This is a genomic window from Cellulomonas soli (genome assembly GCF_013409305.1).
Classification (GTDB): domain Bacteria; phylum Actinomycetota; class Actinomycetes; order Actinomycetales; family Cellulomonadaceae; genus Cellulomonas; species Cellulomonas soli.
Window position 1 is genome coordinate 3,429,976 of the sequence record NZ_JACBZJ010000001.1, and the last position, 25,111, is coordinate 3,455,086.

The 25,111-nt window shown below is 73.1% G+C and carries 20 protein-coding genes; 8 read left to right on the plus strand and 12 right to left on the minus strand.

All coding sequences use genetic code 11. The features are described 5' to 3' along the window. Positions 1–18 precede the first annotated feature (18 nt). The 3 genes from BKA22_RS15650 to BKA22_RS15660 all read right to left on the minus strand — a co-directional run bounded on the left by BKA22_RS15650 (position 19) and on the right by BKA22_RS15660 (position 3,583). Positions 19–1,029 (minus strand): endonuclease/exonuclease/phosphatase family protein, encoded by a 1,011-nt coding sequence (locus BKA22_RS15650; RefSeq protein ID WP_146951676.1) that lies wholly within the window; start codon positions 1,027–1,029, stop codon positions 19–21. After that, positions 1,026–1,838 (minus strand): 3-methyl-2-oxobutanoate hydroxymethyltransferase, encoded by an 813-nt coding sequence (gene panB / locus BKA22_RS15655; protein WP_146951677.1) that lies wholly within the window; start codon positions 1,836–1,838, stop codon positions 1,026–1,028. The genes BKA22_RS15650 and panB overlap by 4 nt, the downstream gene beginning before the upstream one ends. Positions 1,839–1,912: 74 nt before the next feature. After that, the gene (locus BKA22_RS15660) at positions 1,913–3,583 is read right to left on the minus strand and encodes an NAD+ synthase (RefSeq protein ID WP_146951678.1); all 1,671 of its coding nucleotides are present in this window, start codon (positions 3,581–3,583) and stop codon (positions 1,913–1,915) included. Positions 3,584–3,765: 182 nt separating this feature from the next. On the opposite strand from BKA22_RS15660, the gene BKA22_RS15665 reads away from it, so the two are divergent. Both BKA22_RS15665 and BKA22_RS15670 read left to right on the plus strand, forming a co-directional pair. After that, on the plus strand, positions 3,766–5,103 hold the full coding sequence (locus BKA22_RS15665) for a glutamine synthetase family protein (protein ID WP_146951679.1): 1,338 nt from the start codon (positions 3,766–3,768) through the stop codon (positions 5,101–5,103). 7 nt (positions 5,104–5,110) lie between these two features. Beyond that, positions 5,111–8,161, plus strand: a complete 3,051-nt coding sequence (locus BKA22_RS15670; protein ID WP_425549825.1) for a bifunctional [glutamine synthetase] adenylyltransferase/[glutamine synthetase]-adenylyl-L-tyrosine phosphorylase — start codon at positions 5,111–5,113, stop codon at positions 8,159–8,161. On the opposite strand, the gene BKA22_RS15675 is transcribed toward BKA22_RS15670, so the two are convergent. Next, complete coding sequence (locus BKA22_RS15675) at positions 8,152–9,360, minus strand: AI-2E family transporter (protein ID WP_223203424.1); 1,209 nt, start codon at positions 9,358–9,360, stop codon at positions 8,152–8,154. The genes BKA22_RS15670 and BKA22_RS15675 overlap by 10 nt on opposite strands. A 167-nt stretch (positions 9,361–9,527) precedes the next feature. Between BKA22_RS15675 and BKA22_RS15680 the strand changes: the two genes are divergently transcribed. Then, a complete protein-coding gene (locus tag BKA22_RS15680; protein WP_179561820.1) occupies positions 9,528–9,971 on the plus strand; it encodes a DUF3093 family protein in 444 nt (147 codons plus the stop codon). Between the two features lie 79 nt (positions 9,972–10,050). Here the strand turns inward: BKA22_RS15680 and glnA are convergent, their stop codons facing one another. Continuing rightward, complete coding sequence (gene glnA / locus BKA22_RS15685) at positions 10,051–11,475, minus strand: type I glutamate--ammonia ligase (protein WP_146951682.1); 1,425 nt, start codon at positions 11,473–11,475, stop codon at positions 10,051–10,053. A gap of 174 nt (positions 11,476–11,649) precedes the next feature. On the opposite strand from glnA, the gene BKA22_RS15690 reads away from it, so the two are divergent. Next, the gene (locus tag BKA22_RS15690) at positions 11,650–12,132 is read left to right on the plus strand and encodes an RDD family protein (RefSeq protein ID WP_146951683.1); all 483 of its coding nucleotides are present in this window, start codon (positions 11,650–11,652) and stop codon (positions 12,130–12,132) included. A gap of 49 nt (positions 12,133–12,181) precedes the next feature. On the opposite strand, the gene BKA22_RS15695 is transcribed toward BKA22_RS15690, so the two are convergent. Both BKA22_RS15695 and lipA read right to left on the minus strand, forming a co-directional pair. Next, positions 12,182–12,898, minus strand: coding sequence for a DUF4191 domain-containing protein (locus BKA22_RS15695; protein ID WP_146951684.1), 717 nt, complete (start codon positions 12,896–12,898; stop codon positions 12,182–12,184). An 84-nt stretch (positions 12,899–12,982) separates the two neighbouring features. Beyond that, a complete protein-coding gene (gene lipA, locus BKA22_RS15700; protein ID WP_146951685.1) occupies positions 12,983–13,984 on the minus strand; it encodes a lipoyl synthase in 1,002 nt (333 codons plus the stop codon). Between the two features lie 212 nt (positions 13,985–14,196). Here lipA and BKA22_RS15705 point away from each other — a divergent pair, with 212 nt between their 5' ends. Then, positions 14,197–14,712 (plus strand): flavodoxin domain-containing protein, encoded by a 516-nt coding sequence (locus BKA22_RS15705; RefSeq protein WP_146951686.1) that lies wholly within the window; start codon positions 14,197–14,199, stop codon positions 14,710–14,712. On the opposite strand, the gene lipB is transcribed toward BKA22_RS15705, so the two are convergent. Then, entirely contained in the window at positions 14,666–15,379 is a 714-nt protein-coding gene (lipB, locus tag BKA22_RS15710) for a lipoyl(octanoyl) transferase LipB (protein ID WP_146951687.1), read from the minus strand. The two genes, BKA22_RS15705 and lipB, sit on opposite strands and share 47 nt — an antisense overlap. Before the next feature lie 5 nt (positions 15,380–15,384). After that, on the minus strand, positions 15,385–15,942 hold the full coding sequence (locus BKA22_RS15715) for a MarR family winged helix-turn-helix transcriptional regulator (protein WP_146951688.1): 558 nt from the start codon (positions 15,940–15,942) through the stop codon (positions 15,385–15,387). A gap of 53 nt (positions 15,943–15,995) precedes the next feature. Between BKA22_RS15715 and BKA22_RS15720 the strand changes: the two genes are divergently transcribed. The 3 genes from BKA22_RS15720 to BKA22_RS15730 all read left to right on the plus strand — a co-directional run bounded on the left by BKA22_RS15720 (position 15,996) and on the right by BKA22_RS15730 (position 20,932). Further along, positions 15,996–18,332 (plus strand): MMPL family transporter, encoded by a 2,337-nt coding sequence (locus tag BKA22_RS15720; protein ID WP_223203425.1) that lies wholly within the window; start codon positions 15,996–15,998, stop codon positions 18,330–18,332. A 9-nt stretch (positions 18,333–18,341) separates the two neighbouring features. Next, the gene (locus tag BKA22_RS15725; RefSeq protein ID WP_146951690.1) at positions 18,342–19,388 is read left to right on the plus strand and encodes a Gfo/Idh/MocA family oxidoreductase; all 1,047 of its coding nucleotides are present in this window, start codon (positions 18,342–18,344) and stop codon (positions 19,386–19,388) included. Between the two features lie 77 nt (positions 19,389–19,465). Next, the gene (locus BKA22_RS15730; RefSeq protein ID WP_146951691.1) at positions 19,466–20,932 is read left to right on the plus strand and encodes a protein kinase family protein; all 1,467 of its coding nucleotides are present in this window, start codon (positions 19,466–19,468) and stop codon (positions 20,930–20,932) included. Between the two features lie 15 nt (positions 20,933–20,947). Here the strand turns inward: BKA22_RS15730 and BKA22_RS15735 are convergent, their stop codons facing one another. The 3 genes from BKA22_RS15735 to lpdA form a co-directional block, all read right to left on the minus strand. Then, entirely contained in the window at positions 20,948–21,850 is a 903-nt protein-coding gene (locus BKA22_RS15735) for a TIGR01777 family oxidoreductase (protein ID WP_146951692.1), read from the minus strand. 90 nt (positions 21,851–21,940) lie between these two features. Then, positions 21,941–23,680, minus strand: a complete 1,740-nt coding sequence (sucB, locus tag BKA22_RS15740) for a 2-oxoglutarate dehydrogenase, E2 component, dihydrolipoamide succinyltransferase (protein ID WP_146951693.1) — start codon at positions 23,678–23,680, stop codon at positions 21,941–21,943. A gap of 30 nt (positions 23,681–23,710) precedes the next feature. Further along, positions 23,711–25,096: a dihydrolipoyl dehydrogenase gene (lpdA, locus tag BKA22_RS15745; RefSeq protein ID WP_146951694.1), complete on the minus strand. Its 1,386-nt coding sequence runs from the start codon at positions 25,094–25,096 to the stop codon at positions 23,711–23,713. Between the last annotated feature and the right edge of the window lie 15 nt (positions 25,097–25,111).

A 25,111-nucleotide genomic window follows, 5' to 3' on the forward strand; every position in this document is an offset into this window, starting at 1 on the left:
TCCGGCCGTCGGGCGGGCTCAGGCGCTGCGACGCACCAGGCGGGCGACGACGGGCCGGTGGTCGCTGCCGCCGGTGGCAGGCAGGACGGAGAACGACACCGGCTGCCAGACCCGACCGTCGACGAGGACGTGGTCGATCGGTGCCGCCAGCAGGCTCGGCGCCGAGGCGGGCCACGTGCCCCGCGCACCCGCGCCCACGGCGCGTGCCACGTCGAGGCACGGGCCCAGCTCGCGCAGCTGCGGGTGGTCGAGTGTGGCGTTGAGGTCCCCGGCGAGCACGACGCCCGGGGTCGTGCGGCACGCGTCGGCGACCACCGTGCCGTCGGTGCGCCACCCGGGCATCGAGGACGCGGTGATGGGTGCCCGCGGGTGTGCCGCGACCAGGGTCGGGGCCGATGGCGAGCCCGTGCGGGGCGCCGCGACGAACGAGCCCAGCGCGGTCGGCAGCGGGTCGACCTGGTCGTAGGTGCCGACGTCGAGGGAGACCAGCAGGGCCGTGCCCGCGACGGAGGCCGGTGCCGCGTCGTGGGTGAGGACCTGCATCGGGTGGCCCTCGTCGGCGAGCAGCTCGGCGGTGCGCGCGGCGGTCAAGGCCGAGGTCTCGGGGAGGACCACGACGTCCGCCTGCTGCGCGATCACCAGGGAGGCCAGGGTGGCCGGCTCCACGGTGTCGAGCGTGTTGAACGCGAGGACGACGAGCTCGTCGCCGGCGGCAGCCTCACCGGCGGCGGGGGCCCGGTCGCCCGGCACGCTCCGGACGGTCAGCACGCCGATCTGCGCGAGAGCACCGAGCATCGCGACGGACGCGACCAGCGCCGCACCCGGCCGGTGCTCTGGTGCGACGAGCAGTGCACCGAGCCCGACCGCCACGGCGAGTGCCACCGCACCGCATGCGAGCACGCCCCGCAGCGCGACGAGCTGGGCCACGCCGTACAGCCCCGGGGTGAGGCCGAGCGCGAGCCAGCCGAGGGCAAGGCCCAGCACACCGGCGACGACCCAGGCGAACGGCCCGGGCCGGTGACGGCTCACCGGTCGAAGGAGTGGGCGGCGTCCGGGAACGTGCCTGCGCGGACCTCGTCCGCGTAGGCGGAGGCGGCGGCGCTCAGGGCGGCACCCACCTCGCCGAACCGCTTGGCGAACCGCGGCGACCAGTCGCTCATGCCGGCCATGTCGACCCACACGAGCACCTGCCCGTCGCACTCGGCGCCGGCACCGATGCCGATCGTCGGCACCGGGAGGACCTCGGTGACGCGGGCCGCCACCGGTGCGGGCACCATCTCGAGCACGACCGCGACCGCGCCGGCGTCGACGATCGCGACGGCGTCGGCGCTGAGCCGCTCGGCCGCCTCGTCGCCACGCCCCTGGACGCGCGGACCGCCGAGCAGGTTCTCCGACTGCGGCGTGTAGCCCAGGTGCCCGAACACGGGGATCCCGGCCTCGGTCAGCGCCCGGATCTGCGGGACGACGCGCTGGCCGCCCTCGAGCTTCACCGCGGCGGCACCGGTCTCCTTCAGCAGACGGACACCGGTGGCCAGAGCCTGCTCCGGCCCGGCCTCGTACGAGCCGAACGGCAGGTCGACCACCACGAGCGCCCGCTGCGCGACGCGCGCGACAGCCCGGGTCGCCGGGATCAGGTCGTCCACCGTCACCGGCAGCGTCGTGGTGTGGGCGTGCATGGTGTTGCCGATGGAGTCGCCCACCAGCAGCAGGTCGATGCCCGCCTCGTCGAAGATCCGTGCGGTGACCGCGTCGTAGGCGGTGAGCATCGTCAGGCGCTCGCCGCGCTCCTTCGCCTCGCGCAGGTGGTGCACCCGCATGCGCTTGGGGGTCTGCGTCATCGTGCTGCTCCAGCTCGTCGTGGTGTCGCGCCCGGTGGGCCGCGGCGGGAGGGTCGGGGGTGCGGGCCTGCCGGTCAGGCCTCGCGCCACCGTGTCGTCACCGGCAGGCGGCGGTCGCGGCCGAACGCCAGCGCGGTGACCTTCGGGCCGAGCGGGTACTGGCGTCGCTTCCACTCCGCCCGGTCGACCAGGGAGAGGACCTTGTCGACCACGGCGGGGTCGTACCCGCGGGCCAGCAGCTCCGGGCGCCCCTCGGCGTGCTCGACGTACGCGTCGAGGACCTCGTCGAGCAGGTCGTACGGCGGCAGCGAGTCCTGGTCGACCTGACCGGGTCGCAGCTCGGCCGAGGGCGGCTTGGTTATGGACGACTCCGGGATGGGCGGCAGCTCGTCGGGGGAGAAGACGCCGTCGCGGGCCGCGTCGTTGCGCCAGCGGGCCAGTGCCCACACACGCGACTTGTCGACGTCCTTCAAAGGTGCGTACCCGCCGACGGCGTCGCCGTAGATCGTGGAGTACCCGACCGCGAGCTCGGACTTGTTGCCCGTGGCGAGCACCAGGTGGCCCTCGGCGTTCGACAGTGCCATGAGGATCACGCCGCGCATGCGCGCCTGCAGGTTCTCGGCCGCGACCCCCTGCAGCCCCATCTCGGACTCGAACACGTCGACGAACGGGCGGATCGCCTGCACGCGGTAGTCCGCCCCGATCCGCTTCGCCAGGTCGGCCGCGTCGTCCTTGCTGTGGTCCGAGGAGTACACCGACGGCATCGAGACGCCGACCACGTTCTGCCCGCCGATCGCGTCCGCGGCGATCGCGGCGACCAGGGCCGAGTCGATCCCGCCCGACAGCCCGAGCGTCACGCTGCGGAAGCCGTTCTTGCGGACGTACCCGGCCAGCCCCGTCACCAGGGCGCGGTAGACCTCTTCGTCCTCGCTCAGCGGCGCCGCCACGGGACCGTGCGCGGCGGGCTCGTCGGCATCCGCCAGGTCCCACAGCAGCAGGTGCTCGACGAACTGCGGCGCCGAGGCGAGCAGCTCGCCGTCCGCACCGACCACGAACGAGCCGCCGTCGAAGACCAGGTCGTCCTGCCCGCCGACCAGGTTCACGTACACCACGGGGGCGTCGACCTCACGGGCCCGCCGGGCGGCCAGCTCGGTGCGCACGTGGCCCTTGCCCTCCTCGTAGGGCGAGCCGTTGGGCACGACGAGCAGGTCGATGTCGTGCTCGTCCATCTGCGAGACGGGCCCGCCGTCCTGCCAGATGTCCTCGCAGATCACGACGCCGACGCGGCGCCCGGCCACGTCGACCACGCATGTGTCCTCGCCGGGGACGAAGATGCGCCGCTCGTCGAACACGCCGTAGTTGGGCAGGTGATGCTTGTCGTAGCGGGCCAGCACCTGCCCGCGGTGCAGCACGACGGCCTGGTTGGTCGGCCGCACCTGTGCGTCCGGCTCGGTGCTCGTCAGCCGCTCGCCGATCGTGCCGACGACCACCGTGAGGTCGCCCAGGCCGGCCTCGACGAGGTCGGCGGCGGTGCGCTGCACGGCGGCCTCCGCGGCGCGACGGAACGAGGCACGCAGCGCGAGGTCCTCGACCGGGTAGCCCGCCAGGGTCATCTCCGGGAAGACGACGAGCGCCGCCCCGGCCTGCGCCGCGCGACGCGACCACTCGAGGACCAGGCGGGCGTTCGCGTCGACGTCGCCCACGCACGTGTCGACCTGTGCCAGGGCGATGCGGGTGAGAGCCATGCCGCGAGCCTATCGACCGCGGACCACGGTCGGACGACACCGCGGACGACAGTGCGGACGACAGCGCGAACCACGGTGCGCAGGACACTGCGCACGCCAGCCGGACGTCAGCCGGACGACACCGTGGACGTCAGCCGGACGACGTCCCCTCGCAGGGCCGTTGATCGGGCAGGATGTACCGCATGGACAGGCAGCAGGAGTTCGTGCTCCGTACGGTCGAAGAGCGGGACATCCGCTTCATCCGCCTCTGGTTCACCGACGTGCTCGGCATGCTCAAGTCGGTGGCGATCGCCCCGGCCGAGCTCGAGGCCGCGTTCTCCGAGGGCATCGGCTTCGACGGCAGCGCGATCGAGGGCCTGACGCGCGTGTACGAGGCCGACATGATCGCCAAGCCGGACCCCACGACGTTCCAGGTGCTGCCCTGGCGTGGTGAGCGGCACGGCACCGCGCGCATGTTCTGCGACCTGCTGACCCCCGACGGTGAGCCCTCGCTCGCCGACTCCCGGCAGGTGCTCAAGCGCGCGCTGCAGAAGGCGAGCGACAAGGGGTTCACGTTCTACACGCACCCCGAGGTCGAGTTCTACCTGTTCGAGGCCCCCGCGGACCCCGCGCAGAAGCTCGTCCCGGTCGACCAGGGCGGCTACTTCGACCACGTGCCGCGCGGCACCGCGCACGACTTCCGGCGTGCGGCGATCACGATGCTGGAGTCCATGGGCATCTCGGTGGAGTTCTCCCACCACGAGGCCGGCCCGGGCCAGAACGAGATCGACCTGCGGTACGCCGACGCGCTGACCACGGCCGACAACATTATGACGTTCCGCACGGTCGTCAAGGAGGTCGCGCTCGAGCAGGGCGTGTTCGCCTCGTTCATGCCCAAGCCGCTGGCCGACCAGCCGGGTTCGGGCATGCACACGCACCTGTCGCTGTTCGAGGGCGACCGGAACGCCTTCCACGAGCCGGGCAACCAGTTCGAGCTGTCCGGCGTCGCGCGCTCGTTCATCGCCGGTCTGCTCACGCACGCCGCCGAGATCACCGCGGTCACCAACCAGTTCGTGAACTCCTACAAGCGGCTGTGGGGCGGCGCCGAGGCGCCCAGCTACGTCTGCTGGGGCCACAACAACCGCTCCGCCCTGGTCCGCGTGCCGATGTACAAGCCCGGCAAGGGCAACTCGAGCCGCGTCGAGTACCGCTCGATCGACTCCGCCACGAACCCCTACCTCGCGTTCGCCGTCGTGCTCGCCGCGGGGCTCAAGGGCATCGAGGAGGGCTACGAGCTGCCCGAGGGCGCCGAGGACGACGTGTGGGAGCTGACCGACGCCGAGCGTCGCGCGCTGGGCATCGAGCCCCTGCCGACCACGCTGGACGAGGCCATCGCCGTGATGGAGCGCTCCGAGCTGGTCGCCGAGACGCTCGGCGAGCACGTCTTCGACTTCTTCCTGCGGAACAAGCGGCAGGAGTGGATCGACTACCGCACGCAGGTCACGCCGTACGAGCTGCGGCGGTTCCTGCCGGTCCTGTGAGGCTCTGGTGAGCACCCCGACGCCTGCAGGGCGTGGATCGACCCTCACCGGGCGGCTCACGCGTGCCGGCGTGACGGATGCGGCGCGCGCCGTGCGGCTGCTCGACGACGCCGCGCTCGTCGCGCTCGTGCCCGAGCCCGCCGACCTGCTCCTGGGTCCGCTCGCCGAGGTCGCCGACCCCGACCAGGCGCTGCTCACGCTCGCCAAGCTCGCCGGTGCGGTCGGCGGCCCCGACGCGCCGCTCGGTGCGTTGCTGCGTGACGTGCTGGTGAGCGACGGGCCCGCCCGGCAGAGGCTGCTGGCGGTGGCGGGCGCGTCCGTGGCGCTCGGGGACACCCTCGTGGCGCACCCGGAGAACCTGCACGTGATCGTCGACGAGAGCCCCGGGACCGGGGTGCCGGTCGAGCAGGTGCGCGCCGAGCTGCTCGTGGCGGTCGGCGCCGACCCCGACGCCGACGTGCCCGTGGCCGCGCTGGCCGGGGGAGCGGGCACCGACGCGATGCGGCTCGCCTACCGGGCGCGCCTGCTGCGCATCGCGGCGACCGACCTGACCAGCGCCGACCCGCTGTCCCGGCTGCCCGGCGTCGCCGCGGCGCTCGCCGATCTCGCCGGCGCCGCGCTCGAGGCCGCGCTCGCGGTCGCCCGTGCCGAGCTCGACGACCACGGTCGCGGCGTGCGGATCGCGGTGATCGGCATGGGCAAGGGCGGCGGCCGTGAGCTGAACTACGTCTCCGACGTCGACGTCATCTACGTCGCCGAGCCCGTGGACGGCGCGGCGGAGGACGAGGCGATGGCTGTCGGTGCCCGCCTCGCCGCCGGTCTGGCCCGGGTGTGCTCCACACCGTCGGGCGAGCCCGCGCTCTGGCCGGTCGACGCCGCGCTGCGGCCTGAGGGCAAGGACGGCCCCCTGGTCCGCACGCTCGCCAGCCACCGCGCCTACTACGAGCGCTGGGCGCGCACGTGGGAGTTCCAGGCGCTGCTCAAGGCGCGGCCGCTCGCCGGCGACCGTGCGCTGGGCGAGGCCTACGTCGAGGCCGTGAACCCGTTCGTGTGGTCGGCCGTGCAGAGACCGAACTTCGTCGAGGACTCCCAGGCCATGCGTCGCCGGGTCGAGCAGCACGTGCCCGCGGCCGAGGCCGACCGGCAGCTCAAGCTCGGGGTCGGCGGGCTGCGCGACGTGGAGTTCACCGTCCAGCTGCTGCAGCTCGTGCACGGCCGGGCGGACGAGGAGATCCGCAGCCCGAGCACCCTCACGGCCCTCGCGGCCCTGGCCGCCGGCGGCTACGTCGGCCGGGAGCACGCGGCGCAGCTGGCGGTCTGCTACCGGCTGCTGCGCGTGCTCGAGCACCGCATCCAGCTGTTCCGGCTGCGCCGCACGCACCTGATGCCGACGGCCGAGGCCGACCTGCGCCGGCTCGCCCGGTCCGTCGGCATGCGGGCGGAGGGTGCCGAGGGCCTCGTCGAACGCTGGCGTCAGGTGCGTCGTGACGTGCGACGCCTGCACGAGGAGCTCTTCTACCGTCCCCTGCTGCCCGCCACGGCCCAGCTGTCGACGGAGGAGGCCAGCCTCGCCCCGGATGCCGCCCGCGCCCGCCTGTCGGCCATCGGCTACGCCGACCCGGCCGGGTCGATGCGGCACATCGCGGCGCTCACCGAGGGCATCTCGCGCCGCGCGGCCATCCAGCGCCAGCTCCTGCCGGTGATGCTGGGGTGGTTCGCCGAGGGTGCCGATCCCGACGGCGGGCTGCTCGCGTTCCGTCGGCTCTCGGACGAGCTGGGCGCCACGCACTGGTACCTCAAGCTGCTGCGCGACTCCGGAACCGCTGCACAGCGCCTCGCGCACGTGCTCTCGACCTCGCGGTACGTGGCCGACGCCCTCACCCGCTCGCCCGAGTCGGTGACCTGGCTGGCCGAGGACGCCGACCTGCAGCCGCGCACCCTCGAGCGGCTGCGTTCCGAGGCCGACGCCGTGCTCACCCGCGCCCACGAGCCCGTGCCCGCCGCCACGGCGCTGCGGGCGCTGCGTCGCCGTGAGCTGGCTCGCACGGCCGCCGCCGACGTGCTGGGCGTCGTGACGGGCACGCGCGCCTCGCAGAGCCTGACCGCCGCCGCCGACGTCGTGCTCTCCGGGACGTTGCGGATCGCCGAGTCGGAGGCACGTGCGGCCCGCGGTCTCGAGGACAGCCCCACCCGCCTGCTGGTGGTCGCGATGGGTCGCCTCGGCGGACGCGAGATGGGCTACGCCTCGGACGCGGACGTGCTGTTCGTGCACGACCCCGTGCCCGGCGTCGACCCGGTCGAGGCCCAGGAGTTCGCCCTGGCCGTCGCGACGGGTGTGCGGGCGCTCACCGGCGCGGTCGGGGCCGAACCCGTCCTCGAGGTCGACGCCGACCTGCGACCCGAGGGGCGCAACGGTCCGCTCGTGCGCTCGTTCTCCGCCTACGCCGAGTACTACGAGCGCTGGTCGTCCCCGTGGGAGAGCCAGGCCCTGCTCCGGGCGCGACCGGTGGCCGGTGACACCGGGCTCGGCGAGCGGTTCATGACCCTCGTCGACCCGCTGCGCTACCCGGCAGGCGGGCTCGACGCGGCGACGGTGCGCGAGGTGCGGCGGATCAAGGCGCGCGTCGAGGCAGAGAGGTTGCCTCGGGGCGTGGATCCCGCGCGGCACCTCAAGCTCGGACGGGGTGGCATCGCCGACGTGGAGTGGACGGCCCAGCTGCTGCAGCTGCAGCACGCCCACGAGGTGGTCGGGCTGCGCACGACGGGCACGCTCGACGCGCTGTCCGCAGCGATGCAGGCCGGGCTTCTCGACGCCTCCGACGGGGCCGTCCTCGCCGACGCGTGGCTCCTGGCCTCACGGCTGCGCGACGCGAACGTGCTGTGGACGGGTCGCGCGGGCGGCGCCCACGCCGACGTCCTGCCCCACGACCGGCGGGCGCTCGCCGGGGTGTCGCGGGTCGTCGGATACCCGGCCGGGGCGGGCGGCGAGCTCGAGGAGGACTACCTGCGCACGGCTCGCCGGGCCCGCGCGGTCGTCGAACGGGTCTTCTACGGCTGATCCTCGCCGCCGTCGGCCGGTGCGACGGCAGCTCCGGCCGTGGTCGGTTCGCTCTCCTCGGTGTCCTCCGCCTGCGGGGGCGTCTCCTCGTCTTCCTCCGGTGCCGATCGAGCGCCCCGGTCCTCCCGCAGCATCTCGGAGTCGACGAGCTCGTGCCGACGCAGGTACACGTTGGACACGGCCTGGATCGTCGCTGCCACGGGCAGCGCGAGGAAGGCCCCGAGGGCGCCGAAGACCGCGCCGAACGCCAGCACGGCCAGGAACGACACGGCCGGGTTGAGCGCGAGCGAGCGGGCGGAGACCTTGGGCGCGAACACCAGGTTCTCCAGCTGCTGGTAGGCGATGATGAACGCCAGCACGAGCAGGCCCTTGAGCGGTGAGACCGACAGTGCGACGACGACCGGGAGCGCCCCGCCGATGTAGGTGCCGATGGTCGGCACGAACTGCGAGACGACGCCCGTGAACGCAGCCAGGGGCAGCGCGTAGGGGATGCCGAGCACCGTCAGGAAGATGAACGTGAACACGGTCGACAGCGCCGCGAGCACGATGCGCGAGTTGATGAAGTCGGCGACCTTCTCCTGCGAGACCTCCCACAGGCGCAGCACCTCGCGCTGCCGGTGCGGGGCCAGGTAGCGGCAGATGGCGGCGCGGAACTTCGGCCCGGCGCTGGCCATGTAGTAGACGACGAGCAGCACGGCGCTCGTCGTGAACAGCCCGCCGAGCACGGACGTGCCGACCCCGACGATGCCGGGGGCGAGGTCCTGCCAGTTGTTGCCGAGGGTGTCCAGCAGCTCGACCTGGGTGGGCAGATCGAGCCCGAAACGGGTGTCCGCGAAGTCGGTCAGCTGGGTGTAGAACGTCGGCAACGACTGCACGAGCTCGATGAGCTGCGTGACGAAGAGGCCGCCGAACAGCCCGAGCAGCCCGAGGATCACCACGATCGAACCGATCATCACGATCCCGGTCGCCCGGGTCCGCCGGACGCCCCGTCGGACCAGCCACGCGATGAGCGGCTCCATGGCCAGGGCGAGGAACCACGAGATCACGACGATCGTCGTCACGGTGCCGAGCATCGACAGCGCCCGCCAGGCGAGGATCGCGGCGAAGACGGCCAGCACGCACAGCAGCAGCGCCTGCGGGAGCCATGCGGGAGGACGCCGGGCGTCCCATCCGGAGGTCGGCGTGGTGCGTCGGATCACGGGTCCTCCAAGGCTGTTGTGCAGGCCCGGTCGAACCCGCCCGCCGACGGTACCGCGGTGCGCCGCGGGAGCCTCGAGCTGCTCGCGTGTTCGGGTCTCGATGCTCGGTGCGCAGCCGACGTCGCCGAGCCCGGGCGGTGCCTCGACCGGCCCCTAGGATGGCCGCCATGACGCGGTACGAGGAGCGGTCGCCGAGCCGCCGTGCCTGGCTGACGCTCCTGGGGGCCTGCGCCGTCGTCTGGCTCGCTCTGCTCGTGCTCGATCCAGGCTTCGTCCTCGAGGCGAGCATCATCGTCGCCATCCTGGGGGGCGTCGGTGCGGTCACGATGTGGAGCACGGGACGGTACGGCAACATCCGGCTGACCGACTCCGAGCTCCGGGTGGGACGCGCATCGATCCCTCTGACGGAGCTGCACCCGTGGGGGGTCACGGAACCGGGCCGGGAGGTCCACGGGAAGCTCGTCGGGGGAGCCTACGGATCGACCCTGGGGTCGCAGGTGGTCGGGCTGACGCGACGCGACGGCACGCACGTCCTCGTCCGGTCGACGGCACCCGACGCCCTGCGTGCGGCTCTCGAGGCCGCCCTGACCCCGTACCGCGCGGGCGGCTGAGTCTCTCCGGCCCGAGCAGCGCGAAGGGCGCCCCCCGGAGGGAGCGCCCTTCGCACCGTCACTGACCGGGAGCAGCCGATCAGACGTCGTAGTAGAGCTCGAACTCGTGCGGGTGCGGCCGCAGACGGATCGGGTCGACCTCGGCGGAGCGCTTGTAGTCGATCCACGTCGAGATGAGGTCGGGCGTGAACACGTTGCCGGCCGTCAGCCAGTCGTGGTCGGCCTCGAGGTTGTCCAGCACCTCGGCGAGCGAGCCGGGGACCTGCTGGATGAGGGCGTGCTCCTCGGGGGGCAGCTCGTACAGGTCCTTGTCGACCGGCTCCGGCGGCTCGATGCGGTTCTGGATGCCGTCGAGACCGGCCATCAGCATGGCCGCGAACGCCAGATAGGGGTTCGACGACGGGTCCGGCACGCGGAACTCGATGCGCTTGGCCTTCGGGTTCGACCCCGTGACCGGGATGCGGATGCAGGCGGAGCGGTTACGGGCCGAATAGACCAGGTTGACCGGGGCCTCGAAGCCGGGGACCAGGCGGTGGTAGGAGTTCACCGTCGGGTTCGTGAAGGCCAGCAGCGCGGGGGCGTGCTTGAGCAGGCCGCCGATGTACCAGCGGGCCATGTCCGACAGGCCGCCGTAGCCCTTCTCGTCGAAAAACAGCGGCTTGCCGTCCTTCCAGAGGGACTGGTGCACGTGCATGCCCGAGCCGTTGTCGCCGAAGAGCGGCTTCGGCATGAAGGTCGCCGTCTTGCCGGCCTCGTGCGCGACGTTCTTCACGACGTACTTGAAGAGCTGCACCTTGTCGGCCGACTTGGCGAGCTCGTCGAAGCGGTAGTTGATCTCCGCCTGGCCGGCGGTGCCGACCTCGTGGTGGGCGCGCTCGACCTGCAGGCCCAGGGCGTCGAGCTGCAGCGAGATCTTGTCGCGCAGGTCGGCGAACATGTCGACCGGGGGGACCGGGAAGTAGCCGCCCTTGTAGGGCGTCTTGTGGCCGAGGTTGCCACCCTCCTCGACGCGGCCCGTGTTCCAGGCGGCCTCGATGGAGTCGATGTAGTAGTACGAGGCGTTCTGCTTCGTCTCGAAGCGCACGTCGTCGAAGATGTAGAACTCGGCCTCGGGCGCGAAGAACGCGGTGTCCGCGATGCCGGTCGAGCGCAGGTACGCCTCGGCCTTGGCGGCGACCTGGCGCGGGTCGCGGCTGTAGGGCTCGTCGGTGTACGGGTCGACGATGTGGAAGTTGATGTTCAGCGTCTTCTCGGCCCGGAACGGGTCGAGGTAGGCCGTCGTGACGTCGGGGATGAGCTTCATGTCCGACTCGTGGATGGCCTGGAAGCCACGGATCGAGGACCCGTCGAACATCTGGCCGTCGGTGAAGAACGCCTCGTCGATCGACGCCGCAGGCACGTTGAAGTGCTGCATGACGCCGGGCAGGTCACAGAAGCGGACGTCGACGAACTTGACGTCCTCGCTCTTGATGAACGCCAGGACTTCCTCTGGCTTGCTGAACATCCGCTGCTCCTCGGTTGGTGGTGCCCTTGGGGACGGGCCTCGCCCGACGCTACGAGCGGGCGGTTTCCCTGCGGTGTACCCATTGTTTCGACCGTGTTACGACATGGGGCCGTGTGTAACGCTCGATCGACCTGTCGAGCCGGGTGCCCGACGGGCCCAGCCTAGGCTGGGCTGGTGGCAGAACGTGAGGGTGTCGGCTCCTGGCTCGAAGGCGGGCCCGGTGGGGGCGCGGGTGCGCCGGTTCGAGGGCGACGGCTGGGCCTGCCCGCCGAGGGTCCCGGATCGCTCGCGCGCCTCGGTCGCCGCGTGGTCGGTCTCGGCATCGACTGGGTCGCCAGCCTGGCCGTGTCCGCGGCCCTGTTCGACGGCGACCCCATGGCCACGCTCGGGGTCTTCGCGGTCGAGAACGTCGTGCTCGTCGCCACGCTGGGCCACACCCTCGGGCACCGGGTGGCCGGTCTGCGCGTGCGCCGGCTGCTCGCGCCGCGCACGGGTCCGACCCCGGTCGACGCGCCGGCGGACGCGGGGGCACCGGGTCTGATCCCGGCGCTCGTGCGCACGGTGCTGCTGTGCCTCGTGGTCCCCGCGGTCGTGTGGGACGCGGACGGTCGCGGGCTGCACGACCGGGCCGCAGGGACGGCGATCGTCCGGCGCTGACGAGGACGGACGCCGCCCGGACCCGGGAGGTGTCCGACGCGCGCTCGCCTCAGCGGCCGCGCATGCCCTTGCGGTCCGGGCGGGCGCGCATCGGGTCGACACCCTTGGGCAGCGGCATCTTCACGCCGCCGAGCGCCCGCAGACGCTTGTCGATCTCGGCGACCTCCTGCTTGGTCAGCGTCGGGCGCAGCTTCTGCACCGCGCGGGGGAGCTTGCGCAGCGGCACCTGGCCCTCGTCGTTGCCCGACTGGATCAGGGTGATCGGCACGCCCGACAGGAGGCGCGCGGTCCGCTTGCGCTCGCCCTCGAGCAGCTTGGCGATGCGGTGCGTCGGACCCTCGCCGACCAGGACGATGCCGGCACGACCCAGACCCCGGAAGATCGCGTCCTGGGTGCGCGGGTCGACCGCGACGGGCTCCTCGGGGAAGCTCCAGCCGCGGCGGATGGTGCGCAGCGCGGCGAGCGAGGCCCCGGGCTGGCCCTCGATCTGGGTGTAGGCCGCGGTCTCGGCCTTGCGCCCGAGCACGAACATCGCGCCGAGGACGGCGAACGGGATGCTGAGCAGCAGCAGGTACACGACCGCGTGCACCAGGAGCCCGATCACCAGGCCGAGGGCGATCGTCCCGACGAAGACGGCCAGGACGACCCAGGTGACCGACGGGTCGTACTTGCGGGTCATCTGGTAGGCCTGCCACACCTGGTGGTACCAGCGGACCTTCTTCACCTTCGCCGCGGGTGCGGGGGAGTTCGTGCTCTCACGGGCCATGCGGGCGAGTCTACCGAGCCGCGGGCCTTCTCCTGGCCCTCGGGCGAGCGCCCGCTGCGCCGCCCGCCCGGCGCCGCTCGGGTGTCAGCGTGCGAGCAGGCTCGACGCCTCCTGGCGGGCCGTGGTCGGCTCGCCGAGGTGGGCGAGCGCCTCCGGGATCGGCCGGTCGTACCGCCGCATGGCCTGGCCCCACAGCCGCCCGGCACGGTACGAGGAGCGCACGAGCGGACCGGACATGACGCCGAGGAACCCGAGGCGCTCGGCCTGCGCGGACAGCTCCACGAACTCCTCGGGCCGAACCCAGCGGGCCACCGGGTGGTGGCGCACCGAGGGGCGCAGGTACTGGGTGATCGTGATGATGTCGCAGCCCGCACCGTGCAGGTCGGCGAGGGCCTCCACGACCTCCTCGGTCGTCTCGCCCATGCCGAGGATCAGGTTGGACTTGGTGACGAGGCCGGCCTCGTGGGCGCGGGTGATCACCGACAGCGACCGGTCGTAGCGGAAGCCCGGGCGGATCTGCTTGAAGATGCGCGGCACGGTCTCGAGGTTGTGCGCGAGCACCTCGGGCCGCGAGTCGTTGACCTCGTCGAGCAGCTCGGGGACGGCGTTGAAGTCGGGGATGAGCAGCTCGACCCCGGTCGCGGGGTTGACCGCGTGGATCTGGCGGACGGTCTCGGCGTACAGCCACGCGCCGCCGTCGGGCAGGTCGTCGCGTGCCACCCCGGTCACGGTCGCGTACTTCAGGCCCATGGCCTGCACGGACGATGCCACCCGGCGCGGTTCGTCGCGGTCCAGGTCGGCGGGCTTGCCGGTGTCGATCTGGCAGAAGTCGCAGCGGCGCGTGCACTGGTCTCCGCCGATGAGGAACGTGGCCTCGCGGTCCTCCCAGCACTCGAAGATGTTGGGGCAGCCGGCCTCCTCGCACACCGTGTGCAGGCCCTCGCGCTTCACGAGGCCCTTGAGCTCGGAGTACTCGGGTCCCATCGTGGCCCGGGTGCGGATCCACTCGGGCTTCTTCTCGATGGGCGTCTCGGCGTTCCGGGCCTCGATCCGCAGCATGCGTCGGCCGTCGGGTGCGATGGTCACCGGGTCAGGGTAACCGCGTCGCGTCGCCGGCTCCCGGTCGCGGAACGGTCCGTGGGCGAGGCGCCCGTCACACCACCGGGACCTCGGTCCCTGCCGTTTGCACGGGCTTTGCGTGAGTCTGGGGTGATCGTTGCGGCACGGCCAGGGACGTCACCGAGGACGGACCACCGAACCAGGGCTCGACGCCGCCGAGCGCGGAAGGGGTGGGGGCCGTGCGCGTACTGGTCACGGTCGCCTCGCGGCACGGGGCGACGCAGGAGATCGGTGCCGAGATCGCCCAGGTGCTGCGGGACGCCGGCCATGTGGTCGACGAGACGGCACCGGACGACGTCGACGCCGTGCGCGAGTACGACGCGATCGTGCTCGGCTCGGCCGTGTACGTGGGCAGGTTGGCGGCCTCGCTGCGCGACCTCGTGGACCGTCAGGCCGGACAGATCCGGCAGCGGCCGTCGTGGCTGTTCTGGTCGGGGCCGATCGGCGACCCGCCGGTACCGGCGACCGTGCCGGACGACGTCACGACCGTGGCCTCGCGCACGGGTTCGGCCGACCCGCGGGCGTTCGCGGGGCGGCTCGACCGCACGGACCTCAACCTGAGCGAACGGGCGCTCGTGGCACTCACCCGCGCCGAGCCGGGCGACTACCGCGACCTCGACGACGTGCGGGCGTGGGCTGCGACGATCGTCAGGGAGCTCGCGGCGGTACGCCCGCACCAGCAGCCGCGGCGCTGAGGCCCGCGTTCGCCGCGAGCAGCGGTGCGAGCGTGTCCTGCAGGTGCCGGCGCACGAGCGGCACGACCTCCAGCACGCTCACGTGCGTTCCGCGCTCGGCGCTCAGCGAGGTCACGCCCGCATCGGCGATGCCGCACGGCACGATCCGGTCGAACGCCGACAGGTCGGAGCAGCAGGTGAGCGCGAAGCCGTGCATGGTCACGCCCTTGGCGACGCGGACCCCGATGGCGGCGACCTTGCGCTCGGGCCGTGCGTCGGGCGTGCCGGCCGGGTCGGCGGGGAACCACACGCCGCTGCGACCCTCGACGCGGACCGCCTCGAGCCCGAGTTCCGCGCACGTGCGGATCAGCGCCTCCTCGAGCGCGCGCACGTACCGGACGACGTCGACCGGTGAGGCCAGCCGCACGATCGGGTACCCGACGAGCTGCCCGGGGCCGTGCCAGGTGATGCGCCCGCCACGGTCGACGTCGACCACGGGCGTGCCGTCGACCGGACGGTCCCACGTGGCCGTCCGCCGCCCGGCGGTGTACACGTCCTCGTGCTCGACGAGCAGCAGGGTGTCCTCCTGCTCGCCCGCCACGACCGCGGCGTGGACGGCGCGCTGCCTCTCCCAGGTCGGCACGTAGGGCAGCAGCCGCTCGCCCAGGTGGAGCTCGTCGACACGCATGGGGCTCAGGCTAACCGGCCCCCGTCGGCGTCGGGCGCCGTGCTCTCGGCGGCCTCGTCGGACCGTTCAGACCGTTCGGGCCGGGCGACGAGGACCAGCAGGTCGTGCAGCTGGGCCACCTGCTCGGGCGTGAGCCCGCGGGTCACCATCGCCTCGGCCGCGCGTGGGGCGGAGGCCTGGAGGAAGGCGCCGCGCCCGGCGTCGGTCAGCGCGATGACGTGACGGCGGCGGTCCTGCGGGTGCTCGGTGCGCGTGACGTAGCCGGTGCGCTGCATCCGGTCGAGCACGCGGCTGGTCGTCTGCTCGGTCACGCCGCACAGGTGCGCGAGCTCGCGCTGCGAGCGAGGTCCGCCCATGAGGTGCACGAGCACGGGCAGGCTGGCGTGGTTGAGGTCCCAGGCGGACAGGTGCGTGTTCCACTCGCGTTCGACACGGCGTGCCGCGGCGGACAGCAGGCGGCCGACCGGCCAGTCGCGGGGGTCGTCGGACCCGGCGTCGCGCGGCCTGCCAGGGGGCCCGTACCCGGCTCCCTGTCCGGGGTCCTCCGCGGTCGGGTCGATCATCGCTGCACCCTTCGGGCTTGTGCTCGTCGTGATCGGCACCCATGATACTCAGCATGCTGAGGAATTCATCGGGTGCCGTGCTGCGCGCTCTCGCCGTCGTCGTCGCACTCGGGGTGTGGCTGGGCATCGGGTCGGTCGGCGGCATGGCGCAGGGGAAACTCTCCCAGGTCCAGACGAACGACGCGGCGGCCTTCCTACCCACGACCGCCGAGTCGACGCAGGCCGCGGCGCTGTCCGCCGAGTTCGTCGAGACCGAGACGCTCCCGGCACTGATCGTGCTCGAGCCCGCCGCCGGCGGCGCCGTCACGCCGGAGCAGATCGCTGCGGTGCAGGACTTCGCCGCAGGCCTGGGCGACCTGCCGTTGCCTCAGGACGCAGGCGTCACCGGGACCTGGGGTCAGTACCTGGTCGCCGACCCGGTCGTCGCGCCGTCGCAGGACGGCGAGGCGATCCTCGTCGTGCTCTCCCTGGACGCCGTGGCAGCCGACCAGCAGCTCGGCGAGGACGGACGGGTCAGCACCGCGTTCGTCACCGAGGTGCGCGCCCAGCTCGACGAGCAGCTCGGCGCCACCGCGACGAGCGCAGGGGAGATCGGGCTGCACGCCTGGGTCACGGGCCCGGCCGGGTTCGTCGCCGACCTCGTCACCGCGTTCGGCGGCATCGACGGCGTCCTGCTGCTCGTCGCGCTCGGCGCCGTGCTCGTCATCCTCGTGCTCGTCTACCGCTCGCCGCTGCTGCCGCTCGCGGTGATCGTCACCGCCGTCTTCGCCCTCTGCCTCGCCGGGTGGGTCATCTACTCGCTGGCCGACGCCGACGTCATCGTGCTCAACGGGCAGTCCCAGGGCATCCTGTCGATCCTCGTGGTCGGCGCATCCGTCGACTACGCGCTGCTGCTCGTGGCCCGCTACCGCGAGGAGCTGCGGCACGTCGAGCAGCCGTGGACCGCGATGCGCCGGGCCCTGCGTGCCTCGTTCGAACCCATCGCCGCGAGCGCCGGGACCGTGATCGCCGGACTGCTGTGCCTCCTGCTGTCCGACCTCGCCTCCAACCGCGACCTCGGACCGGTCGCCGCGATCGGCATCGCCTCGGCGTTCCTCGCCGTGCTCACGTTCCTGCCCGCCCTCCTGCTCGTCGGCGGGCGGCGCGCACGCTTCTGGTTCTGGCCGCGGACCCCGCGCCCCGAGCGTGCGGACGTCACGGCGGGCATCAGGGCTGACGTCGCTGCTGTGGAGACCGACGCGCCCGGCGCCGACGCCCTCGTCCGCGAGCACGGAGCCTGGGTCCGTCTCGCCCGGTGGGTCGGCGCGCACGCCCGACCGGTCTGGATCGTCACCACCCTCGCCCTCGCGCTCGGTGCCGCGTTCCTGCCCACGCTGCAGGCCGACGGCACCAGCCAGAGCGACGTCTTCCTCACCGACGTCGACTCGGTCGCCGGTGAGCAGGTCGTGGCCGACCACTTCCCGGCCGGCGCCGTGCAGCCCGCGAACGTGATCGCCCCGGCCGAGGACCTCGACGCCGTCGTGGCTGCCGCCACCGACGTCCCCGGGGTCGCCACGGTCACGCCCTACACGGGAGCGGCCACCGGAGCACCCGGCTCGGGAGCCGGCGAGGAGCCGGTCGTGGTCGACGGCAACGTGCGCGTCGACGTCGCCACCAGCGCGCCCTCCGACTCCCGCGAGGCCGTCGCCACCGTGGAGGCCCTGCGGGAGGCCGTGCACGCCGTCTCGCCGGACGCGCTCGTCGGCGGTGCGGCCGCGCAGACGCTCGACACCAACGCGGCCAGCGCGAGCGACCTGCGCACGATCGTCCCGGCCGTGCTGCTCGTCATCGTGCTGATCCTCATGCTGCTGCTGCGCTCGGTCGTCTCGGCGGTCGTGCTGCTCGCGGCGAACGTCCTCTCGTTCGCCGCCTCGCTCGGCGTCGCGGCCGTCGTGTTCAACCACGTGCTCGGCTTCCCCGGGGCCGACCCGTCCGTCCCCCTGTACGCGTTCGTGTTCCTGGTCGCGCTGGGTGTCGACTACTCGATCTTCCTCATGACACGGGTGCGCGAGGAGTCGCTGCGATCCGGGACCCGTGACGGGGTCGTCCGCGGGCTCGCCGTCACCGGCGGGGTCATCACGTCCGCCGGTGTCGTGCTCGCCGCCACGTTCGCCGCGCTCGGCGTGATCCCGCTGCTGTTCCTCGCCCAGCTGGCGTTCATCGTCGCGTTCGGCGTCCTCCTGGACACGCTCGTGGTCCGCAGCCTCCTGGTGCCGGCCGTCGTGCACCAGCTCGACTCGCGGACCTGGTGGCCCGGGCGCCTGTCGCGCCCCGGGGTCCCCGGCGGGCGCGCCGACGTGGGCGAACGCGCCGAGGACGCTCGTCAGGAGTCGGCGCCCGTGCAGCCGTAGGGTGGCGGCATGGACTCGTTGCGCGTCGGGATCATCGGGTACGGGGGAGCGGGCCGGGGGATCCACTCGCGTCTGCTGCGGGAGGCGCACCAGCGGGTGACGCACGTCGTCACCCGCTCGCGCGCGGCCGAGGTGCACCACGACTGGCCGCACGCGAACGTGCTCCCCGACGTGCACTCGCTCCTCGCGCACGCCAGCGTGCTCGACCTCGTCGTGGTCGCCAGCCCGACCGGCGAGCACGCGGCCCACGTCCGCGCGGCCCTCGACGCCGGCCTGCACGTGCTCGTCGACAAGCCACTCGCGACGAGCGCCGCCGAAGGGCAGGCCCTCGTCGACGCGGCACTGCACGCCGGGGGGCGGCTGACCGTCTTCCAGAACCGACGGTGGGACCACGAGCAGCTGACCCTGCAGGCCGTGCTCGCCTCGGGCGAGCTGGGGAACGTGCACCGGTTCGAGCGACGCTGGGAGAGGTTCCGGCCCGTCCCGCAGGACCGCTGGAAGGAGAACGACCCGCGGTCCGGCGGACTGCTGCTCGACCTCGGCGCCCACCTCGTCGACTCCTCCGTCCAGCTGTTCGGCCCGGTCGTGTCCGTGTACGCCGAGCTCGCCTCACGCACCACCGCCGCGGTCGACGACGTCTTCCTCGCGCTCACCCACCACGCCCAGGGTGGGCGCCCCGGCGTCGTCAGCCACCTGCAGGCCGGCGCGCTCGTGGGGGCGCCGGGTCCGCGCACGCGCGTGCTGGGGGACCGCGGCGCGTACCTCGTGACGAGCTTCGAGGGCGAGCCGACGCCGTTCTCGGTGCTCGACGACGCCTACGAGGAAGGCCGTCGTCCGGGCGAGCCCGAGCACGAGGGCTGGATCGTCCGTGGGTCCGAACGGCACCCGGTGCCCCGCGCACACGGCGGCCACGTCGACCTCTACCGGGCCGTGGTGCGGTGGATCGTCGACGGCGGGCCCCCGCCGGTCGACCCGGCCGACGCCGTGCGCACCGCACGTGTGCTCGACGCGGCGCTGCAGTCCGCCCAGCAGGGTCAGGTCGTCCCGCTGCACTGACGCCGTAGGGCGCGTCCACCGTGCGGGGCTGTGGACAGCGCCGCACGGGCTCGGGCCGCACCGGCTTCGATGAGGGGGTGCCTGACCTTCCCCCTCCCGACGACGTCGCTCGCGCCATGCAGTACCTGGGGCTGCGCGTGCTCGCGCCCGTCGGCGCCGAGGGGACGGCGTGGCTGGGCGAGCCGATCGACGGCCCCGGATCCCCGGTCGAGCTGCACGTCGTGCCTGCGGTCGTCGACGACGCCCTGGCTGCACGGGCCGACGCGCTCCGGGCGATCCACCACGACCACCTGCCCGTCGTCCACGACGTCCTCGAGATCGCACCGGGCCGGCTCGCCCTCGTGGTCGAGCACGTCGACGGGCCCTCGCTGCGCATGCTGCGGGCCTCTCGCGCACCGCTGACCGACGCCGAGGCCGCAGGCGTGGCGATCCCGTTGGCCGGCGCCCTCGAGGCCCTGCACGCGGCGGGGACCGCGCACGGCGCGGTGTCGGGGAGCTCGGTCGTGATCCGCCCCGACGGCCGGCCGGTGCTGGTGGACCTGCGCGACAGCCTGCTGGGGTCCGGCACAGCCGCGGGCGACGTGGCTCACCTGGTTGCCACGCTGCTCGCGCAGATGCCGGACGAGGACGCCCACCGAGCAGCCGGTGACCCTGCGGGCACGCTGCGGGAGGCGCTCGTGGAGCTCGTGAGCGAGCCGGTCCCCGCGGCTGCGGTGGCCGTGACCTGCCTGCGTGTCGTGCCTCCTGAGCCGCTGCGGCTGCCGGACGACGCGGTGCTGGCCGGTTCCGGCGTCGCGGCGTGGTCGTCCGACACCGCCCTCGCCGACACTGCCCTTGCCGGCGACCTGCTCGCGGGTGACGTGCCTCCCGGTGAAGAGACGGCGTGGGAGTCGGTGCACCAGGACGTCCGCGCTCATGCGCGCCGCACGGCAGCCGACCTGCGCGTGCAGGGCAAGCAGGGCAAGGAGCGGACCCGCTCGGGTCGACGGGGTCGCTGGGGTCGCAGCCGCGTGCTCGCTGTGGTCGGCGCGTCGGTGGTCGTCCTGCTGCTCGTCGCGCTCGGCGCAGCGGCCCTGACCTCCTCGCGCCTGCCGTGGACGGAGGAGCGCAGGGACCTGCCGGCGGGAAGCGAGGCGACGTCACCCGCTGCGACGACCGACGCGGCCACGCCGGGCTCGCTCGCGCAGACCGCGGAAGACCTGACGGTACGGCGCGCCGAGGTGCTCGCCGACGGTGACGTGGCCGCACTGACCGACCTGGAGGTGCCCGACGGCCCGGCGCACGTCGCGGACCAGGCGCTCATGGCTTCGCTCGCCGACGTCACGCTCGAGGGCTACGGCGTCGACGTGCTGGCCACCGAGGAGCTCGACGCGGCGGAGAACGGCGACGCCCGGGTGGCGGTCACGTCCTCCGCCCGGGCCCATGTGCGCGAAGGGGCCGACGGGCGCTCGCAGGTCCCGGCGACGCAGGCGAGCACGGTGGTGCTCGTGCTGCGCAGCACGGACGCCGGGTGGCGGGTCTGGGACGTCGAGGCGGCGCCGTGACGGGGTGGGGTCCGGTCAGCGACCGTGGTGCGGGTGCTCGCCCACGACCCAGGCGGCTGCGGTCGCGATGTCGGCGTGGTCGGCACGGAACCCGCTCGCCCGGAGCGCGGCCGGCACCGCGCGGACGGAACCGAGGATCTCCGAGGAGAAGTCGCCCAGCACCGTGCGCAGCGCCCAGGACGGGACCGGCACGATCGCGGGGCGGTGCACCGCTGCGGCGAGGGCGGCCACCAGGTCGGCGTTGCGGGTCGCCTCGGCGACCATGTTCACCGGGCCGTGCACGGGAGCCGTCAGCAGGTGCTCGATCGCGCGGATCTGGTCGTGCAGCGTGATCCAGCTCCAGAACTGCCGACCGGAACCGAGTCGTCCCCCGACCCCCCAGCGCACGAGGGGCAGGAGCCGCGCCAGTGCCCCGCCGTGCGCATCGAGCACGACCGAGGTGCGCAGGTGCGCCACCCGCACCCCGGCGGCCTCGGCGGGCGCTGTCGCGGCCTCCCAGTCGCGCACGACCCCGGCGAAGTAGGTGGAGCCCAGCGCGGCGTGCTCGTCGAGGAGCTCCTCGCCACGGTCGCCGTAGGCGCCGATCCCCGAGGCCTGGAGCAGCACGTGCGGACCGGCGCCCTCGGCCAGGGTCCGCGCGAGGAGACCGGTCGTGTCGAGCCTCGAGGAGAGGACCTCGCGCTTGCGGGCGTCCGTGAGCCGACGTTCGCCCACGTTCACGCCGGCCAGGTTGATGACGGCGTCCGTGCCGGACAGCGCACGTGCGTCGAGGACGCCGACGCTCGGGTCCCAGGCGATCTCGTCGGCGGCGCGGGGTGCTGACCGGACCAGCCGCCGCACCTCGTGCCCGGCGGCACGCAGGTGGGGCACGAGCGCGCTGCCGATGAAGCCGTGCGAACCCGCGACGACGATCTGCATACCGGGAAGCCTACGTGCGGCGCGTGGCCGGCACGACGCACGCGAGCCCGGGTCCGTGGGACCCGGGCTCGCGTGGACCAGGACGTGCGGTCAGAGGCCGACCTCGGACTCGAACGCGCCGTCCTCGATGCGCTGCTTGATCGCGGACAGGTACCGCGAGGCGTCGGCGCCGTCGACCAGGCGGTGGTCGTAGGACAGCGACAGGTAGCACATCGAGCGGATCGCGATGACCTCGGCGCCGTCCGCGTCGGTGGCCACCACGGGCCGCTTGACGATGGCGCCCGTGCCCAGGATCGCCGAGGTGCCGCCGGGCACGATCGGGGTGTCGATGAGCGCCCCGCCCGAACCGGTGTTGGTGACCGTGAACGTCGCGCCGGACAGCTCGTCCGGGGTGACCTTGTTCCCCCGCGTACGACCGGCGAGGTCGACGATCTTGCGGGACAGGCCGGCCAGGTTCAGGTCGCCCGCGTCACGGATGACCGGCACGAGCAGACCGCGCTCGGTGTCGACCGCGATGCCGACGTTCTCGTGCCCGTGGTACGTGATCTGGTTGCCCTCGAGCACGCCGTTGATCTTCGGGTACGCCTTGAGCGCCTCGATCGCGGCGAGGACGAAGAACGGCAGGAACGTGAGGTTGACGCCCTCGCGTGCCTTGAAGTCGTTCTTCGCACGGGCCCGCAGGCGCGCCACCTTGGTCACGTCGACCTCGACGACGGTGGTCAGCTGCGCCTGCGTGTGCAGGGCCTCGACCATGCGCTCGGCGATGATCTGACGCAGGCGGCTCGCCTTCTCGGTCGTGCCGCGCAGCGGGGACACGGCCGGCACGTTCGCGGCCTTGGCTGCCGGAGCCGCGGGGGTCTCCACCGGGGCAGGAACGGCCTTGGCGGCCTCCGCCCTGGCTGCGGCCTCGAGGACGTCCTCCTTGCGGATCCGACCACCCACACCGGTCCCGACCAGGGTGCCGGCGTCCACGCCCTTGTCGGCCGCGAGCTTGCGGACGAGCGGGGTGAGGTAGCCGCCTGCGGCGACCGGGGGCGCTGCCGGCGCGGCGGCCACCGGTGCCGGGGCTGCAGCCGGGGCGGGAACAGCCGCGGGAGCCGCAACAGCAGGAGCCGCCGCGACGGGTGCCGGAGCGGGCGCGGCCGGTGCTGCAGCAACCGGTGCTGCGGCGATCGGTGCCGCGGCCGGAACCGGTGCGCCCGAGCCGATGAGCGCAAGCACGGCGCCGACCTCGACGGTCTCGTCCTCGCCCACGACGATCTGCAGCAGGGTGCCGGCGAACGGCGAGGGGATCTCGGTGTCGACCTTGTCGGTCGAGATCTCCAGGAGCGGCTCGTCCACGGCGACCTCGTCGCCGACGGCCTTCAGCCACCGGGTGACGGTGCCCTCGGTGACCGACTCGCCCAGGGCCGGAAGCGTCACGGGCGCACCCGCGACATCGCCGGACTGTGCCGGCTCAGCCGGCTGCGCGGGCTCCGCCGACTGTGCAGGCTCTGCCGGGGGAGCGGCAGGTGCCTCGGCGACGGGCGTGGCGGGAGCCTCGGCCTCGGGGGCCTGCGCCACCGGCGCCTCGGCGGAGGTGGACGCACCCTGCCCGGACCCGATGACGCCCAGGACGGCACCGACCTCGGCCGTCTCGTCCTCCTGGACGAGGATCTGCTCGAGGACGCCGGCGAACGGCGAGGGGATCTCCGTGTCGACCTTGTCGGTCGAGATCTCGAGCAAGGGCTCGTCGACCGCGACGGTGTCGCCCACGTTCTTCAGCCAGCGGGTGACGGTGCCCTCGGTGACGGACTCACCGAGCGCGGGAAGCTGCACGTTGTCGGACATGACCGCTCGTGTCTCCTTCGATCCTTCAGGTCAGTTGTGGGCGTGCAGCGGCTTGCCGGCCAGCGCCAGGTGCGCCTCGCCGAGAGCCTCGTTCTGCGTGGGGTGGGCGTGCACCAGACCGGCGACGTCCTCGGGGTAGGCCTCCCAGTTCACGATGAGCTGGCCCTCGCCGATGAGCTCGCCGACGCGCGCGCCGATCATGTGGATGCCGACGACCGGGCCGTCCTTCTGGCGCACGAGCTTGACGAAGCCCGTGGTGCCGAGGATCTGGCTCTTGCCGTTGCCGCCCAGGTTGTACTCGAGCGTCTCGACGCCGTCGGTGCCGTACGTCTCGCGCGCCTTGGCCTCGGTGAGGCCGACGGAGGCGACCTCGGGCTCGGAGTAGGTGACGCGCGGGATGCCGGACTCGACGATCGCCTGCGGGTTCAGGCCCGCGATCTCCTCGGCGACGAAGATGCCCTGCGCGAAGCCGCGGTGCGCGAGCTGCAGGCCGGGGACGATGTCGCCGACCGCGTAGATGTCGCCCACGCCGGTGTGCAGCCGCTCGTTCGTGATGACGAACCCACGGTCGAGGGTCAGGCCCTGCTCCTCGTACCCGAGGTCGGCCGTGCGCGGGCCACGGCCCACGGCGACGAGCAGGAGGTCGGCGTCGAACGTCTTGCCGTCCTCGAGGGTGACGTGCACGCCGTTCTCGTCCTGGGTCGCGCCGGCGAACCGGACGCCCAGGCTGAAGTTGATGCCGCGCTTGCGGAACGCGCGCTCGAACGCCTTGGACAGTGCCTCGTCCTCGTTGGCGACCAGGTGGGGCAGCGCCTCGACGATGGTGACGTCCGCACCGAAGGACTTCCACACGGAGGCGAACTCGGAGCCGATGACACCGCCACCGAGGACGACGACCGACTTCGGGATCCAGTCGAGCTGGAGGGCCTGGTCGGAGGTGACGATGCGCCCGCCGATCTCCAGGCCGGGCAGCGAGCGCGCGTAGGAGCCGGTGCCGAGCACGATGTGCTGGCCCGTGATGCGCTGGCCGTTCACCTCGACGGCGTCCGGGGCGACGAGGCGGCCGTAGCCCTCGATCACGGTGATCTTGCGCGACTTGATCAGGCCCTGCAGGCCCTTGTAGAGCCGGCCGATCACGGAGGCCTTGTACTCGTTCACGCCGTTGATGTCGACGTGGTCGAGCGTGGTGTGCACGCCGTAGTGGGCGCCCTCGCGGGCGTTGTCGGCCAGCTCGGCGGCATGCAGCAGGGCCTTGGTCGGGATGCAGCCCTGGTGCAGGCAGGTCCCTCCGACCTTGTCGGCCTCGATGAGGGCGACGGTCTTGCCGAGCTGTGCCGCACGGAGAGCGGCCGCGTAGCCGCCGCTGCCTCCGCCCAGGACGACGATGTCGAAAGCGGTGCCGTTGGTCTCGGCCACGTGCACACTCCTCAC